General features: G+C 46.4%; 16 protein-coding genes and 1 tRNA gene. 7 read left to right on the top strand and 10 right to left on the bottom strand.

The annotated features are described in order from the left end of the window. The 3 genes from AAAA73_RS15390 to AAAA73_RS15380 form a co-directional block, all read right to left on the bottom strand. The coding region (locus tag AAAA73_RS15390; RefSeq protein WP_340599363.1) for a DUF4238 domain-containing protein at positions 1-1,203 on the bottom strand (1,203 nt) is incomplete at its 3' end. Between the two features lie 17 nt (positions 1,204-1,220). Further along, positions 1,221-2,381, bottom strand: coding sequence for a tyrosine-type recombinase/integrase (locus AAAA73_RS15385; protein WP_340599362.1), 1,161 nt, complete (start codon positions 2,379-2,381; stop codon positions 1,221-1,223). A 222-nt stretch (positions 2,382-2,603) separates the two neighbouring features. Next, a tRNA-Met gene (locus AAAA73_RS15380) sits at positions 2,604-2,680 on the bottom strand. Positions 2,681-2,869: 189 nt separating this feature from the next. Between AAAA73_RS15380 and AAAA73_RS15375 the strand changes: the two genes are divergently transcribed. From AAAA73_RS15375 to AAAA73_RS15365, 3 genes are all read left to right on the top strand, one after another. Further along, positions 2,870-4,315, top strand: coding sequence for a hypothetical protein (locus AAAA73_RS15375; RefSeq protein WP_340599361.1), 1,446 nt, complete (start codon positions 2,870-2,872; stop codon positions 4,313-4,315). Positions 4,316-4,403: 88 nt separating this feature from the next. Next, positions 4,404-4,802, top strand: coding sequence for a hypothetical protein (locus tag AAAA73_RS15370; protein WP_340599360.1), 399 nt, complete (start codon positions 4,404-4,406; stop codon positions 4,800-4,802). An 83-nt stretch (positions 4,803-4,885) separates the two neighbouring features. Beyond that, positions 4,886-5,308 (top strand): DoxX family protein, encoded by a 423-nt coding sequence (locus tag AAAA73_RS15365; protein ID WP_340599359.1) that lies wholly within the window; start codon positions 4,886-4,888, stop codon positions 5,306-5,308. A gap of 60 nt (positions 5,309-5,368) precedes the next feature. Here AAAA73_RS15365 and AAAA73_RS15360 read toward each other — a convergent pair whose 3' ends face one another. Both AAAA73_RS15360 and AAAA73_RS15355 read right to left on the bottom strand, forming a co-directional pair. Continuing rightward, positions 5,369-6,094: a HEAT repeat domain-containing protein gene (locus tag AAAA73_RS15360; RefSeq protein ID WP_340599358.1), complete on the bottom strand. Its 726-nt coding sequence runs from the start codon at positions 6,092-6,094 to the stop codon at positions 5,369-5,371. Positions 6,095-6,100: 6 nt separating this feature from the next. Next, the gene (locus AAAA73_RS15355; protein ID WP_340599357.1) at positions 6,101-7,156 is read right to left on the bottom strand and encodes a hypothetical protein; all 1,056 of its coding nucleotides are present in this window, start codon (positions 7,154-7,156) and stop codon (positions 6,101-6,103) included. Between the two features lie 88 nt (positions 7,157-7,244). Between AAAA73_RS15355 and AAAA73_RS15350 the strand changes: the two genes are divergently transcribed. Together AAAA73_RS15350 and AAAA73_RS15345 are read left to right on the top strand one after the other, a co-directional pair. Further along, a complete protein-coding gene (locus AAAA73_RS15350; protein WP_340599356.1) occupies positions 7,245-8,585 on the top strand; it encodes a dihydroorotase in 1,341 nt (446 codons plus the stop codon). Next, positions 8,585-9,211: an inner membrane-spanning protein YciB gene (locus AAAA73_RS15345; protein WP_340599355.1), complete on the top strand. Its 627-nt coding sequence runs from the start codon at positions 8,585-8,587 to the stop codon at positions 9,209-9,211. The genes AAAA73_RS15350 and AAAA73_RS15345 overlap by 1 nt, the downstream gene beginning before the upstream one ends. On the opposite strand, the gene AAAA73_RS15340 is transcribed toward AAAA73_RS15345, so the two are convergent. From AAAA73_RS15340 to AAAA73_RS15325, 4 genes are all read right to left on the bottom strand, one after another. Next, positions 9,192-9,941 (bottom strand): tRNA-uridine aminocarboxypropyltransferase, encoded by a 750-nt coding sequence (locus tag AAAA73_RS15340; RefSeq protein ID WP_340599354.1) that lies wholly within the window; start codon positions 9,939-9,941, stop codon positions 9,192-9,194. The two genes, AAAA73_RS15345 and AAAA73_RS15340, sit on opposite strands and share 20 nt — an antisense overlap. Before the next feature lie 4 nt (positions 9,942-9,945). Continuing rightward, the gene (locus AAAA73_RS15335) at positions 9,946-10,758 is read right to left on the bottom strand and encodes an enoyl-CoA hydratase-related protein (RefSeq protein WP_340599353.1); all 813 of its coding nucleotides are present in this window, start codon (positions 10,756-10,758) and stop codon (positions 9,946-9,948) included. 11 nt (positions 10,759-10,769) lie between these two features. Next, complete coding sequence (locus AAAA73_RS15330; protein WP_340599352.1) at positions 10,770-11,549, bottom strand: PilZ domain-containing protein; 780 nt, start codon at positions 11,547-11,549, stop codon at positions 10,770-10,772. Between the two features lie 98 nt (positions 11,550-11,647). Further along, complete coding sequence (locus AAAA73_RS15325) at positions 11,648-13,186, bottom strand: S8 family peptidase (RefSeq protein ID WP_340599351.1); 1,539 nt, start codon at positions 13,184-13,186, stop codon at positions 11,648-11,650. 169 nt (positions 13,187-13,355) lie between these two features. Between AAAA73_RS15325 and AAAA73_RS15320 the strand changes: the two genes are divergently transcribed. Both AAAA73_RS15320 and AAAA73_RS15315 read left to right on the top strand, forming a co-directional pair. After that, positions 13,356-14,147, top strand: coding sequence for an undecaprenyl-diphosphate phosphatase (locus AAAA73_RS15320; RefSeq protein WP_340599350.1), 792 nt, complete (start codon positions 13,356-13,358; stop codon positions 14,145-14,147). 16 nt (positions 14,148-14,163) lie between these two features. Further along, positions 14,164-15,321, top strand: coding sequence for a mechanosensitive ion channel family protein (locus AAAA73_RS15315; RefSeq protein ID WP_340599349.1), 1,158 nt, complete (start codon positions 14,164-14,166; stop codon positions 15,319-15,321). A gap of 35 nt (positions 15,322-15,356) precedes the next feature. On the opposite strand, the gene AAAA73_RS15310 is transcribed toward AAAA73_RS15315, so the two are convergent. Beyond that, entirely contained in the window at positions 15,357-15,977 is a 621-nt protein-coding gene (locus AAAA73_RS15310; protein ID WP_445292034.1) for an ATP-dependent Clp protease proteolytic subunit, read from the bottom strand. Positions 15,978-16,136 lie beyond the last annotated feature (159 nt).

Here is a 16,136-nt window from a genome sequence, read left to right as displayed (position 1 = left end):
ATTTGGAATTTTTCCGATTTCATATTGATAGAATTCATCGCTATCAATCTCATAGTCTAATCTACCAAAAGAATGCGCTCTGCCACGCCTTTTGGAGCCGTGGCGTTCTGCGAAGAAAGATTGAAATGCTTCGAATCTCTCCAATGCTTCAGCATTAGGTTCTGCGGTAAACCCAGGTTGTCCAGGACGGATATTATTTGAATCGAAACTTCCCTTATGCCCACTCGTATAGCCTACCGTAGTCCGAGATGTATATGTATGTCCTCGAGGATCTGGCATTAACAGATCCCCACCACCAAGCCGGGCCCAATCGGTCGACGGAATTTCGTCTTCGGGAAACAACCATCGTTTTTCTGTGGCAACAACGTAGCGAGAAGCTCTACTTTTAATGACGTAGTTAATCTCTTTTACTTCCGTTTCATCTAAATTTCGAAGTTGTATATCCATAAATGAAAATATCGAGTCTCTAAACGGCCTAGGATTCGGAATAGTTCCTTTTGGATTTAGCCAGGGATTTCTAACATACGCCGCATGAGTAAGAATTATGATTTTGTTGTTAGATAGAGGATAAATCATATGAGTTCCGTTCTGAGCAACCGCCGGATCACCATTTGATGTGCATGCAAACGAATTTGGTCTATAAGCACGATTATACAAAGTGATTGGAGAATCTGACAAAATAAACTTAGTTTCACAGTTCTCCGCCGATGCAATTTGCCAGACGCAATCACTCCAAATCGCACAGAAAATTTCTTGCAGCTTCTGCATCTGAAATAGAACCTGATTATTTTCTATGAGATTCAAACGCCTCTGTAGATTCGACAATCCCTTAGGAGTTCTCATTCGCTGAAGACTTAAATGTCGCATGAAATTTTCAAATGAATCAGGATCAAAATCTTCATGCGTAAAGTTCAAAATCGCAGCGAGAGCACTAGGAGCAAATTGATCGACATTTCCAAAAAATCTCGTTTCTATATCCGTATTGATTCCGGCGGGGAAAAATGTCGTGTACAAATCTTTTTCTACAAAACAGCCTGAGGGCCCTGAAACTCGAAACTCAGAAAGTCTCTTAACGCTTCCATTCGGCAGGGACAGAAAATCACGGGATAGATCCAATACATGAAAATTTTTGACAGCCAAATGCTTCAGAAAGTTGTATTGGTGCCATTGAGGCACATAATGATGATTTCTATAACTGGTCATTGAGTAATCATAAATTACTAGGAAGCTTTCGCCAGGGTTTTCTTTATTAGATCTATAGTTCCGTCCGTATTACCAAACCCAGTGTAATACTGTTGGCATACCTTGATGCCATTTCGAAGATTCTGAGCCACTTGAGTCATTGAGACACCATTTTCAAGGAGATAAATGGCGTGTGAGTGGCGGATGTCGCAGGGACTTATCCAGCGACGATCCACTTGGCCTATAGCACTTTTTGGAAATGCTTTTCTAGCGGCATCGTATAGTGAATCATAGAGCTTATATCTTAGCTTTAATTTGTCCTCTACCTTAAGCCATTGTTTTACAGAATTAATAAACTCTGGGACAACAACGACATCTCCCACAGAATTCTTTTTAGGAAGAACCCTTTTGCCACTTTTGTCGATTTGCTGGGCTATTCTTAAAACACCATTTCTTAGATTATGCTCTCCCAATGCCAAAGCTTCCCCAACTCTTAGACCCGCACCAAACAATACAGATGCGAATAACTTTAGCTCTACGTCTTCAATGTGAACCAAAATTTTACTAAATTCTTCCAAAGTACAGTACTGAATTTCTCTAATTTCGGGAGCAGGAGCTTCGAGTCTCAAAGGAACTCCATTCTCTTTTCTATCGAGCCATTTTAGCATCTCATTTAATCTTGAGGTAGCGCGGTCAGCTTGTCTGGTTTGGTATTTCTCCAAAGCATTTTCTAATTCAATTTTTTTTGCTGTTAGCAAGCTAAGATTCCCAATCATGCTAAGGGCTTTTTTTATATCCAATCGAGGAGACGTTTTATCTTTTAACTTAGTTCTTGGAGCGTATCGTTCCGCCCAGTATGCAGCGAAGAGCTTTTCATTGATCTCGGATAGGCGTGCATCTCTAACGGCCCGGGATTGAACCTCATACCTCTCATATTGCTTTTGAATTAGATCGCCTAGAAGAGTTCGGACTTGATTTTCATCAATGGTGCCGCTTAGGAGGCGACAATTTATTTTCTTTACCTTTGCACATAAGTCAGCGTTTGGTTTCACATAGATTCTTTTTTTACGATCCGCCGCTAGCAAATAATAAGAAATCAAAATCCAAGATTTTTTGCCCGCTTGTGGGGCTTTGATGTAATAACGTAATTCCTCTTCACGAGGAGAATAGCTGGCTGGTACTTTCGACGGTTTTGACATAATCAAACTCCATTTCTTTCAAACTCATTTGCGCCGAAAGATAAATAGGAGTTTTTGATAAATGGTTTCGAGATCCATTTCAATGACTGGAAAGCTCGATGATTTTGGTGAGTTTAGCTTGCTCTAATCCACGCTGCGAAAACTCTAACCAAAAAAAAATCCCGACATACATTTCGTATTCGGGATTCTTAAATGATTTCCGTCATATAAGACGAAAAAATTTGGTAGTGAGAGGCGGACTTGAACCGCCGACCTACGGATTATGATTCCGTTGCTCTAACCAGCTGAGCTACCCCACCAACCGTAACGCTTTCGCGTGAGCCGCAATTTTTATTGGAATCGCGTCCTTATGTCAAATGTTGCGTTCGCGTTATCTTAAGATTTTCGAAAATCCTAAGGGGCCCGGTCTTTAGTCTTGACCTCCCTGTCATATCACACTGGAATAATTACTCGGACATAATGTTCAATCTCAGGGAAGGGATAATTATATGAAAAGACTGATGATGGCAGCCCTACTGCCAGCAATTTTGGTGGGTTGTTCAAACTCCAACAACCACGCCATTCCCACGGATTTAGGCGGTTCTGACCGTCAAATCAAAGTCGCCGCTAACAAACTTTCCGTCACAGGCATGGACGGAGTGGCATTGGCGGACGCACAAGTTTTGATCGGTGATGCACTAAACTCCCCGTTTGAAGGAAACCTCCTGACAACAGACGCGGCGGGTCAAATCGAGATCCCTGTATCTTGGACGACGGCTCAGCCGATCACAATCCAAGCCAAGGGTTATGTACGCATGACTTATATGTCTGTGGAGCCAGGAGCTTTGACGTTCAAACTTCGCCCCCTAAACACCGTGAACCAATTTGAAGTTAAAGGCACTGCCCAAGGACTTCCGATCAAAAATGGCGATGGCAACATCGACTTCGGCTTGGTGATGCAAGGATTCACGAAGATGCAGCTTTTCGCCTTCAACATGGATTCTGTGTTGAGTGCACAAAACGACAAGATCTCTGCCTTGGGTCAGGAAATGGACATCCCGGCGAACTTGTCTTTGCCAAAACAGAGCGAGAAATACGCGCTTTTCACTGTGACTTTGGATAAGCCTGCTTACCGCATTTACTTCGGTCAGCCTGGCGTGACTCGCGTGTTTGTGGCTCGCGGTACTTTCCCGTTCAAACAAGTCGTTGACGGCGTTCGCGGTGGCGCAAAACTATACGAAATGCTGAACGTGTTTGATCTGACAGCAGGTGCCGTTCGTGACGTGAATCTTTCTAAAAGCAGCACACCGGTGGATCTTCCGACGAACGAGTTAAAATTCACGACCAAAAACACTTTGGTAGCCCCACAAATCCGTGCTGATGAGACGTTCATGGCAGCAGCGCTGTCTGGCCAATCCGGCTTCTTGCTTCCAACAGATGTTAAAAAACTGAATGGTGGACAAAAAATCACTCTGAAAACAGTTCCAGGCATGGAAGCAAATGCTTTGGCGGTTTTGACTAAAACCGAAGATCTTCGCAATGACATTGACCGTGTTTCCACAGCGATCGTTCCATTTGCAGGCACGACGTCCCCGAAAGTTTTGCCTTTGATCAGCAACCCGTCTGTGACTGGTGGCGGTCGAGAGTTGATTTTGCCTCAGTTCAACACAATTGATGGCGTGAATCCAATTGCGACTTACGCAGTGTTCTCCAACCAAATCGAAGTCAAACAAGGCGCTGACAAAGTGAAATTGATGAATCCGACTTGGGAAGTTTACGCTGACAAATGGGTGACGAACATGAAGGTTCCAAATTTCCCGAATGACACGCTTCTGAATGGCAACAAGCGTTGGGAAGTGAACTTTTTGGGTTCACAAACGGCTTCACAAGCGCCTATGGGCCCTGCTATGATCGAAGCTGCAACACATGTCACACACAGCTCGGTTAACTTCTAGAACTATTCTCTTATCTCTTGTGATTATCACAGGCTGCACTGTTATTGGTTGCAGCCTGTTTGATAAAAGACCCTCCGCCAATCAACAAATGGCGAAATTCAACAAACAAAGAGTCTTCTTCGCTCCCTACGACACTGTCTGGAGAGCAGCCCACGCTGTGATTAAATTCCCAATCGCTCAGGAAAATCAGGACACCGGTGTTATTGAAACCGAATACATCAAAGGCATTGATGGCTGGTTGCCACCTGATGTGAACAAACCACCATCCAGTGGCATTCGCTACAAACTGACTTTCACTTTTGCCAAGGGCACGGCTGATGGCCGCGAATCCACTCGTGTGACCATTGATAAGAAAATGGAAATCCTGCGTGATTTCTTCTCCACACCTGAACCGAAAGAGTCCGACGGCCTGGAAGAAAAGATTTTGTTTTACAGAATCGAGCGCGAGCTGGTCGTTATGGATGCGCTTAAAAGAGCTGCGCAATAACAGCAACCAATAAAGCTGCTTGTCTCGGTCACCAATTAACGAAAACCTAAACGTATCAACTGCATTTTCAGAAAGGCATTACTATGAATATCAAAAGCTTTCTTTTTGCGAATAACACCGGCCAAACAGGTCAGATCGGCATCCTGCTGCTTCGTCTTTTTGCGGGCTTGGTTATGGCCTTTGCTCACGGTATGGGTAAATTCCCGATCTCTGAGCAAATGATCGCTGGAGTTGAATCGGTTGGCTTTCCGATGCCAGCACTCTTTGCTTACGCCGCCGCATTAACTGAATTTGCCGGAGGGGTCTTACTTGCTTTGGGACTTTTCACTCGCCCGGTGGGAATCCTTTTGGCATTCACGATGTTCGTGGCTGGCGTCTTTATCCACGCGGCCGACCCATTCAAAATCAAAGAACTCGCATTCCTTTATATGTTCGTTTTCATTTTCTTTGCCTGCTACGGTGGCGGAAGATTCTCTTTGGATAACAAGCTGGCTTCGAAAGCTTAGTTAAGAACGAAAAAAGGCAGCCCCGTGGCTGCCTTTTTTATGTTACATATTTGGATTATATTAGAGCTTTTCTTTTTTGACGTAGTCTTTCCAAAGACTCACAAGCTCATTTTGCTTTAGCTTGTTTTCGCCCAGCTTCACGCCCGTCAGTTTTTGTAAACCGCGAACCGCCGGCAATTGCACCCGGTCGTCGTTATCCGTCAACAACCCTGCAAAGGATTTCAACTCATGGTCCATTGGCTTTTTGGACAACTGCTCCACGATTTGATGACGAACCCAAAGACTTTGTTTGTTTTTAAAGTTGTAGTCCTTGTTCAACTCTTCCCACAAAAGATCGCGGGTCTCGGCTGTCATGTTTTTACCAAGAACTTCCACCGCGGCAGAACGAACCACCAGGGCTTTGTCTTTGATTAGTTTTTGAGCAAGCTTTTCTGCTTGGATCGGGTTCACTTCAGACAACGCAACCAAGGCTGCGTTTCTCATGTACCACTGATCATGGGAGCCGGCCTTCAAAAGATCCGCCGTCGCCTCAAGCTTTTTGGATTCCGCCGCCCCCATCAAAGCCTTCCAACGAAGGTTCATGGGTTGCTTTTCACTGAATGCCAAAGAGATAAATGAATCATAGAACTTAGGGTTGCCATCGATCGCCATACGACGATTTTCACCAGGCAAATTCAGGACTTCCATCGCGGAACTTAAAGCATCAGGTGAAGGCACGGATTTGGCTGCGAAAACACTTGAAGAAAAACCTATAAGCAAAACGGGCAACAGGATTTTTGTATTCATGATGACCTAACTTTTTTTGTTAACGAAGTTTTCAAACTCATCCATCAACTTGGCGTCTTCATCAGTCTTACCAGCAGCCTGCTCGCCTTTACCTGCTTTTTCAGCAGCGCTATCCAGGGCTTTGTTCTTTTGACCTTCAACCGCTGCCGCGAACTCTTTCATCAACTCATCATCAATGATCGACTCTTCTTGTGCAGGTGGAACAGCTTGTTCTGGTGCTGGCGCCGCTGCCACTTCTGGTTCTGCCGGTGCCTCTGCCGGAGTGGCTTCAGCTTCCGCCATTGCCGCATTGAGTTCGGCCTCCGCTTGAGCCGCCGCAAGGGCCGCATCCACATCCGCTTCACTTAAACCTGAATCACCAATCGTCTCAGCCGCTGGCTCCGGAGTCGGCTCAACTTCCGCAACCGGAGCCGCAGGTTCAACCGCTGGCTCCGCTACCGGTACCGGAGCGGGCTCGCCCGCCGAAGCTTGAGCGGAGGCAGGGCTTTCTTTTAGAGTTGTGATCTCAGTTTTAAGCTGTTCATTCTCTTCTTTGTATCTGGATAAATCTGCGATGTCCTCGCTGATAATCTCATATTCAGCCAGACGCGCCTCAAGATCTTTGATCTTGTTGTCAAGTTCCGTGGTATCGACAGCTGCCGCAGCCCCTGCTGCTGGCGCCGCTTCACCTGAAACTTGTAGCTCAGCAACTTTTTTCTCGGAGATCTGTAGTTGCGCACGCAAAACTTCCAGCTCTTTAATGTTTTCACTCAAACTTACTTTGAGCTGCTCAACTTCCTGAGGTGATTCTGGGTGACCTTCCGCTCCGCCCTCTTTAAAGGCTTCTTCCAAAGCGGCATCGCCGGATTTTTTTACTGGTGCTTGATTCTCCAGAATCTTTTGCAGGGTCTTTTCAAGCTGAGAAGCATCAAGCCCCCCGCCCAAGCCGGAATCCACGTCCTTCTTGCCAAAAAATCCCCGGTAACCCACGAAAAGACCCAGCAGAATAATAACTGCAATTAAGCCTTCAATGATGGTCACATTGTGCTTGCTTATAAAATGAAGAAGTTGGTCTATTGTCACAATCCAAATTCTCGCCTATCAGCGAGACCTCGTCAACGCTGGACCTTTGAACCAGTCTGGTGGTACAGTCCCACTGAAGAGGTGTTAGATGTACGATATTATAATCCGAGGCGGAACCTGTTTACTTCCCCACCCGTCCAATAACGGCATGATTGAACAGCAGGCCGACATCGGAATCACCAATGGCCGCATCACCAAGATTCGTGAAAAAATTTTTGATACTGCCCCCTGCATAATCGATGCAACTGGACTTCATGTTTTACCCGGCGTGATCGACAGCCAGGTTCACTTTCGCGAACCAGGCCTTACTCACAAAGAAGATCTGGAAACCGGCACCAAAGCGGCCGTTCTGGGTGGCGTTACCAGCATCTTTGAAATGCCCAACACCAATCCGGCAACAACCACCGTCCAACACTTTCACGACAAACTGAACCTGGCTAAAAACCGCGCTCACGCCAACTACGCTTTCTTTGTTGGCGCCGGCCATGACAACGTAAACATTCTGCAGAATCTTGAAATCCTGCCCCATTGCTCCGGTATCAAAATCTTCATGGGAAGTTCCACAGGGACCCTGTTGGTCGAAGACGATGAGACCCTGGAAAATATTTTAAATCAGGGCCATCGTCGAGTTATCGTTCATAGCGAGGACGAGATGCGCCTGCGCGAACGCCGCCATATCGCCGTCGACATGGCCGATGTTCACTACCACCCCGTTTGGAGAGACGTTGAAACAGCAGTCAGCTCAACGAATCGCCTGCTGAAACTTGCCCGCAAGACCGGCCGTAAAATTCACGTTCTGCACGTTTCCACCGCTGAAGAGATGGATATTCTGCAAAACTCCAAAGACATCGCCACTGTTGAAGTGTTGCCCCAACATCTGACACTGTATGCACCTGACTGCTATGACCGTTTGGGAACTTATGCCCAACAAAATCCTCCGATCCGCGAAAAGCGCCACATGGACCGCCTTTGGAAAGCCCTTCAGGATGGCACCGTGGATGTGATCGGATCTGATCACGCACCTCATACACGTGAGGAAAAAGATCGTCCTTATCCAGCAAGCCCCTCTGGCGTTCCCGGCGTGCAAACTCTGGTGCCGATCATGCTAAATCACGTCAACGAAGGCCGTCTGTCTTTGCAAAAATTTGTAGAGCTGGTGACCGAAAATCCGTGCCGCGTATTCAATGTGAAAAACAAAGGACGCCTGCGCGAAGGTTTTGATGCCGATGTGACGATTGTGGATATGAAAAAACAAATGACCATCGACAACTCCATGATCGCCAGCCGCTGTGGTTGGACTCCGTTCCATGGGATGCAAGTTACCGGCTGGGTGACCCACACTGTGGTTTCCGGAAAACTGGCAATGGCTCACGGAGAAATCGTGGAAGCGCATTCCGGCACACCAGTGAATTTCGAGGGCACACTTTAATGTCCCAGGACTCTGCCAAATCCAAGGCCCTTGCCGTCTTTTTTGCAGGGCTTTTACCAGTCATCGCCTTCACCGTTATCGAGGAATACTACGGCACCATCGCGGGTCTTATCGCCGGCATGGTGTTTGGTGTTGGCGAAATCTGCTTTGAACTTTACAAGCACAAGAAAGTGCAAAAAATCACCTGGATCGGCAATGGCTTGCTTTTAGTTCTGGGTGGCGTCTCTTTGCTTTCTGACGAGGGCATCTGGTTTAAACTTCAGCCGGCCCTCATGGAAGCCGTGTTTGCGGTGGCCTTGTGGATTTCAGTTTTAATGAAGAAACCACTGATCGTCGTACTGGCTGAGCAGCAAGGTCAAAAGCTTCCAGAATTTATGAAATCCCGAATGAGCGGAATGACTTTTAGAATGGGGATCTTTTTTGCGATCCACACTGGACTTGCCGTTTGGGCGGCCTTTTACTGGAGCACAAGTGCGTGGGCCCTGCTAAAAGGTGTCGGCCTTACCGTAAGTTTGATCGTCTATATGCTGGCTGAAATTTTCTATATCCGCAGGGCCGCGATGAGATCGCTGACGCGTGAACAGATCCTTGAGCAGATAGAAAAAACTAAAACACCTTCCCCGTAAGACCGAGTTTCCTTTTCAGGTCCCGGCTGTAACGAAGGTGTCGTGGTTTCGCCTCACCACTTTGGGCGCATTCAATCTGGCGCTCCACCATTTTTTCAAACACATACAAAAGATCATCGTGACGACGGGAATTCACGTCAAAACCCACAACGTCGCCGGCCAGTTCAATTGTCTGATGAATCGCCTCAATGGTGGAATAGCAAAAATCCTTGGGCTGCTTGCGCACCCTGAAGTTAGAGGGCTTATCCGGAGAAAAACAAATTCTGGGGATCGTCTGCAGATTCAAACTTTGGCGAATGGTTTTCACCGCCGTGGCCCAGGTTCCATCAATTACAAACAAGGTCAATCGCTTGCCCTCAGGCACCAGAGTGGCTTTTTCCTTAGCTTCCATTTCACTTAAATTTGCGGAGTTTTTTCCCGGATACAGCATCATGCAGTGGCGAGTGGGATCCTGTAAAAGCTGATTCACCAATACGTTATTGGAGTAATCCTGCCCGCGGATTAAATAGGAATTCTTTAAAACCAAATGTGACATGCGTCCCGTGGCGATTCTGCGACGAAGCTCGATCGGATGAATCAGGATGACCACATCCATTCCCGGATCAAACTTCTTAACATGTTCGCAGTAACAGCTGAATTTGGGCTGCACACAATCATCACAAAGCTCCCGATATACAGGTGCTTCTGACTTTAGCTTTTCTTTTTTCGCCAAATAAGACTGAACATCCATGAATCTAGTTGCCAGTGAACTCAGGGGATTTTTTATCCTTTATCGCTTTAAGTGCGACAAAGTGATCCTGAGTTCTTTGCGTGATTCCCTGATAAGCCGCCGCCTGCTCCAGGACTGCATTTGCATCATGAAGATACGCGGACTTCATCAGTTTTTTAGTCATTTGCACCGCAACCGGCGCATTGGAGGAGATTTTATCGGCGATCTTTTCAGTTTCTGCCACCAAATCACCACTCACGTAGTAATTCACAAGGCCCCACTTGAAGGCCTCTTCACCGGAAACCAAATCCCCGGTCAGAGACATTTGCATCGCTTTGGAATAACCGATCACTCTTTGCAAAAAGAAGCTGCCACCATCTCCGGGAACCAAACCCAATTTTACAAAGGTCTCACCAAATTTTGATTTTTCAGAGCCCACACGCAGATCACACATCATCGCCAGATCACAGCCCGCCCCGATGGCAGCGCCGTTCACCATGGCAATCATGGGAGTTGAAAGCTCTTCAATGCATTTGGGAATCTGCTGAATACCGTGGATATAGCGCATTCGAAGTTCGTTGGAGTCGCCGGCAAACATTCCGGTTTTGTTTTCCATGGCTTTTACATCCCCACCGGCACAAAAGTTCGCACCCTCGCCCGTCAGAACTATCACGCGAACTTCGCTATCAAAGTCCGCAAAACGCAAAACCCGAGTCAAAGAGCCCACCATCTCATAGGTGATGGCATTACTTTGCTCGGGATTATCCAAAGTGACCCACAGTTGATGTTTCTTTAAAGAGACTTTCAAATGCGGGAAACTTTGCGAATAAAATGACATGTAACTGGATCCTATTTCTTAGGGATAAGGCCCTCACGCTTCGTGAGAACTTTCTTAAGCCAAACACCGAAGCTGTCTTCAGGTCCTGGCAAACGCTCAGGAACCATTTGGCCACGAGACTTCAGGGTATTGCAAAGACTTTTCACGCTGGCATTGGAATCCACTTCTTTAAACTGAACACCATAGCCGGAGCCTGTTTTATTCTTAAATACCACTGTGCCCAATGCTTTATAATTTTGACCTTCAAACAGCCATTCCAAATTCACGCTTTGATCTTCGAAAAGATTCAAACCCGTGTTGATGAACACCCCACCTTTGGAGATGTTGCTGATCTCGCCTTCGGAGCCATTCACAGTCACCGCATTTTTAAAGACAAAGCGCGGAGCTGCTTCCCACCAACGCATGCGTGGATCGAAGTAAACCTGACGAACTGCCGGCACAACAAAGTAAGCCACCGCCAACAGATCCACCAACAGGACAACAATCAAATAGAAGAAATTCAACCACGTCATGTTGGCCATAAAGGCCATCACGTTGGTGACGAAAATTATCGCCAAACATGCCAGATATGCCCAATAAGACCAACGTTTACACAGGTAAATGAAGATCCCTGCCATGATCGGCAAACATACATAGATAAGCATGAATGCTGGAGGCAGAATCTTTGTCCAAAAATACCACTGTGCTTCGAAGGTGCGCCCTGCCCGGATGGCATTGAAGATAAAACTTCCTAGAGGGGCGATGATATGTAGAAGTGCAAGAACGATAATGGCCCAAGGTTTTCTTTTCATATGACACTAATTATTAAGAAATATTTGGGCGGACACAACAAAAAAGAAAAGGGCTCCGATTTGGAGCCCTTCCTTGAGTTCAAACTCTTATGTTCCAATTACTTTTGGCAGAATGGAAGATCAGGTTTGATTTGGCAGATGATATCGCACATTGATTGATCACCAATTGGGCAAGAACCATCACCTGGGTCACCCGGATTACCTGGGTTACCTGGATTGCCTGGATTTTGAGAAGCTTTTTTACCTACATTGATATCCAATGTAGAAGCCGTTTTACCTTCAGCATCTGTTACAGAGATCGCTGTTGTACCGTTAGCTACAGCAGTGATAACACCCGCGTCAGAAACAGAAGCTACAGAAGCGTTTGAGCTTGTGTACTTGAATGGAGCTTTACCGTTCAGAATAGCCAGGTTCAGTGTTTCATTGCCGCTCAAAGTAGCTGCAGCTGGAACAACGACCATTTTCTTACCCATTACAGCGTCTACTGCGTTGAAAGCATCAACACGGCAGTTACAAGCTGTTTGGATGGAAACTTTAGCACCAGTCGTTTGCAAGATCGCGCGGATCTGAGCACCCGTCAAAGAAGGGTCCTGAGATTTCAACAAAGCCACGATTCCAGAAACAAGTGGAGTCGCCATTGAAGTACCAGACAAGTTGCCATACTTATTTTTAGGCAAAGTTGACATGATTTCTTCACCTGGAGCTGCTACGTGAACAGTTGCTGTCCCGTAGTTAGACCAAGATGGTTTTGCGTCAGACGGACCAGATGCAGCCACTGTGATTGAATTCGGGAAACCGTTGTTTGCCGGATACACTTCAGTGCTGTCATTGTTTTTACCATCATTCGCTGCCGCTGCTACGAAGATCACGCCTTTGTCGTCAGCACGTTTAACAGCCTCAACAAGTGGCATCGCTTGATTTCTTGGAATAGTTGCACCCCAAGAAGCAGAGATCACTTGCGCGCCTTTTTCGATCGCGTAGTCGATAGATTTGATAGCATCGTTCAAGTCACCAGAACCGTTTTCGCCCAAGAAGCGAAGAGGCATCATGGAAACGTTTGGAGCGATACCAACGATACCACCATCAACCAAACCAGTCGCACCAATCACACCAGCACAGTGAGTACCGTGACCTGGGTTTTGGTAAGACGTTTTGTCCATTGGATCATTGTTTTTGTCTTTAAAGTTGTAGCCCGGAACCATATTTGGCGACAAAGCTTGGTGAGTGTAATCAACACCAGTGTCGATAACAGCAACGATAATGTTTTTGCTACCTTTGTTGCCAGCGCGTTGCCATGCTTTTTCAGCATTCACTTTGCCCATAGCCCATTGCTCTTTCAAAGCAGCAGCGTCAACAGAGTGAGTGAAAGCTTTCATTCTTGCGTTTGGTACTACGTACTCAACGCCTGGTTGCGACAAAAGAGTCGCCAAAACTTCAGCTTCTTGTTGTTTTCTGATGTCAACTTTCACAAGGCTTGCAGTTTCGTTGTGATCCATCACATTCAAAGCTGATACCTTAACTAAGGACATTGAATTCAATAGGTTTAGAGCGCCCGTGTTGTTGTACTTGACCAAGTATTCCCCTGCGAATGCTTGAGATCCAACCAACATTGCACCCATTAATAATGCACGTTTCATTTTTCCCTCCGTGGTTAACGAAAATCATATTCGGATTTTTTACGAACACCATACTTTTTTTAAACTACAGCTTATTTTCATGACACGCGTGATCGAAAGTTGAACCGCAGAGTGAAGCTTACAAGAATATTGCGGGCTGATTATCAACACTGAAACTCGAAGGACTCCCATGGATTTTATGCACGCGATTATTTTAGGAATTGTAGAGGGAATCACGGAGTTTCTCCCGATCTCCTCCACCGGTCACATGATCATTGCCAGCTCCATGATGGGTATTGAGGACAGCGCATTTACGAAAGCCTTTGAAGTTATCATTCAATTCGGCGCCATCATGTCTGTTCTGGTATTGTACTGGAAACGATTTTTGCCAAACTGGAACTTCTATAAAAAACTGTTCGTGGCCTTTCTGCCAACCGCCATTATTGGTTTCTTGGCAAAAGATTTAGTCGAACACCTGCTAGGCAGCGTTCAAGTCGTTGCATGGTCTTTGATTGCCGGAGGCTTCGTATTGGTGTGGTCCGACAAGTACTTTGCGCATTTAACTTCAGTCGGCCGAACCACAAATGACCTTAATTATAAGGACTCCGCGAAGCTGGGGCTTTTTCAAGCCATCGCCATGATCCCCGGAGTTTCCCGCTCGGGCGCAACAATCATGGGTGGTTTGACTTTGGGAATGAACAAAAAGGAAGCTGCGGAGTTTTCCTTCTTTTTGGCGGTGCCAACCATGGCTGCAGCCACTCTGTACAAGCTTTTGAAAATTTATAAAACCATTGAACCACAACAGATCAATTTACTTCTGGTCGGCATGGTGGTTTCATTTATCGTGGCGATGATTGCGATCAAATTCTTTATCGGCATCGTCAGCCGTTATGGCTTCCGCGGTTTTGGTTATTATCGTATTGTTTTAGGTATCATCATCCTGGCACTGATCTACACGGGTCATGACCTCCACATGAACTAATTGGCAAGGATTTTTCATGGAAAAGTTTTTATTCGAAGAATTGCAGTTATTCTCCCTTGAATTGGCTATGTTTCTAAAAAAAACCTACATCGTCATGCCCACGTGGAAGTGGGTCATCCTGGCATTGGGCATTTGCCTGGCATTCGTTATTCGTCCGGGCCTGCAATGGCTGTTGAAACTGTTTAAAGAGCACAACCCCATCGCAAAAAGATACGCGAAGAGTTTTTCCCATTACCTCTTCCGCTTTGAAATCGAACGCCCCCTGGCCTGGATCCTGATCATCCTGTTGCTGTTCGCCCTGGATGATGCTCTTGAGCTTGCTGGCAAGTTCGTAACTTACTATGAATACCTTTTAAAGGGCTTCATGGGCTTTCATATCATTCGCATCGTCTATTATATGGTCGATGCCATGGGTTATGTCTTTGCGGATATCGCTGCAAAAACAGAAAGCAAGATGGACGACAATCTGGTTCCGTTTGCCACCAAGGCAATCAAATTCCTGGTTGTTATTCTGGGCTTCCTGATGATCCTGCAAAGCTTTGGCCTTAACGTGATGTCCTTGATGGCCGGTCTGGGTCTTGGGGGTTTGGCATTGGCGTTGGCAGCTCAAGACACGGCCGCCAATTTGTTTGGCTCGATCACGATTCTTTTCGACACTCCATTTCAGGTGGGTGACTGGGTGAAAGTGAAAGACATGGAAGGCACCGTGGAGGAAGTGGGTTTCCGCTCCACACGCATCCGCACATTCTATAACTCGGTCATCACAGTACCTAACGCCATGATGGCCAAAGAAACCATCGACAACATGGGAGTGCGCCCTTTCCGTCGCGTTCGTCAAATTATCGGCATCGCCTACGAAACGCCGCCGGATAAAATCAAAGAATTTTGTGACCGTGTCCGCTACTGCATCAAACAGGACAGCACGGTGAATCCCGAGACCGTAGTGGTGAACTTTAACGGTTATGCGGATTCTCAGTTAAATGTTCTAGTGCAGTTCCATCTGCAGGTCTTCACGGGCCCGGAAGAATTGGAACAGCAGCAATATATCTTTATCGAGATCTTAAAGATCGCCAAAGAACTAGGTGTCGAGTTCGCGTACCCTACACAAACGGTGTACTACCGTGGTGGCGGAGAGGCCGAATCCCAGCAGACTCAGCAATCTGCTATTACTTAAAAGCTACAAAGGGACCTCGCTGAGGTCCCTTTTCTTTATCCGGCCTTTTTTAGAATACTTTTCTTTCTTGATTCAATCACACCATCAATCAGACCCAGTTCTTTTGCCTCCAGTGCCGTCATATTATGATCGCGCTCCATCAGCTTCGTCAGAATCTTGGCACTTTGAGCGGTGTGTTGGGCATAGAGATCAATCAATTGCTTTTTTGAGCGCACAAGCTCACGGGCGTGTATTTCAATATCACTCACCTGTCCGCCGATACCGCCATCACCTAAATGCGGCTGGTGAATCAAGATGCGACTATGGGGCATGGAAAATCTTTTTCCTTGGGCCCCGGCTGAAAGAAGAAACGAACCCATACTGGCCGCAACGCCAATACAATAAGTCGCCACATCGCACTTGATATAGTTCATAACATCATAGATCGCGAGCCCCGCCGATACCGATCCACCCGGTGAGTTAATATATAGATGAATGTCTTTCTCGGGGTTATCTGATTCCAGAAATAACATCTGGGCGATCAAAGCATTTGCGACCTCATCGGTAACAACGCTACCCAGAATAAGAATCCGGTCCTTTAGCAGGCGCGAGTAAACGTCATAGGAACGTTCGCCGCCTGCGGTGCTTTCAATAACATAGGGAATAGGTGTGGCCATGGTTTCTCTCCTTTGAGGGGACGTGAATAGGAAGACTTCGTTTGCCTGAAGGATTATGTTGCAATCCGCGTGCACAAGGTGACGTGGGTACAAAGTGAATCAACTTGATTCACTGAATTTGTTAGTTGGAAACAAAGCGGAGATGATTTCCTGGCGAAA

The sequence above is a fragment of the Bdellovibrio sp. GT3 genome (assembly GCF_037996765.1).
Classification (GTDB): domain Bacteria; phylum Bdellovibrionota; class Bdellovibrionia; order Bdellovibrionales; family Bdellovibrionaceae; genus Bdellovibrio.
The sequence above is the reverse complement of the archived record's forward strand: the minus strand, read 5'-3'. Positions and strand labels throughout refer to the sequence as shown.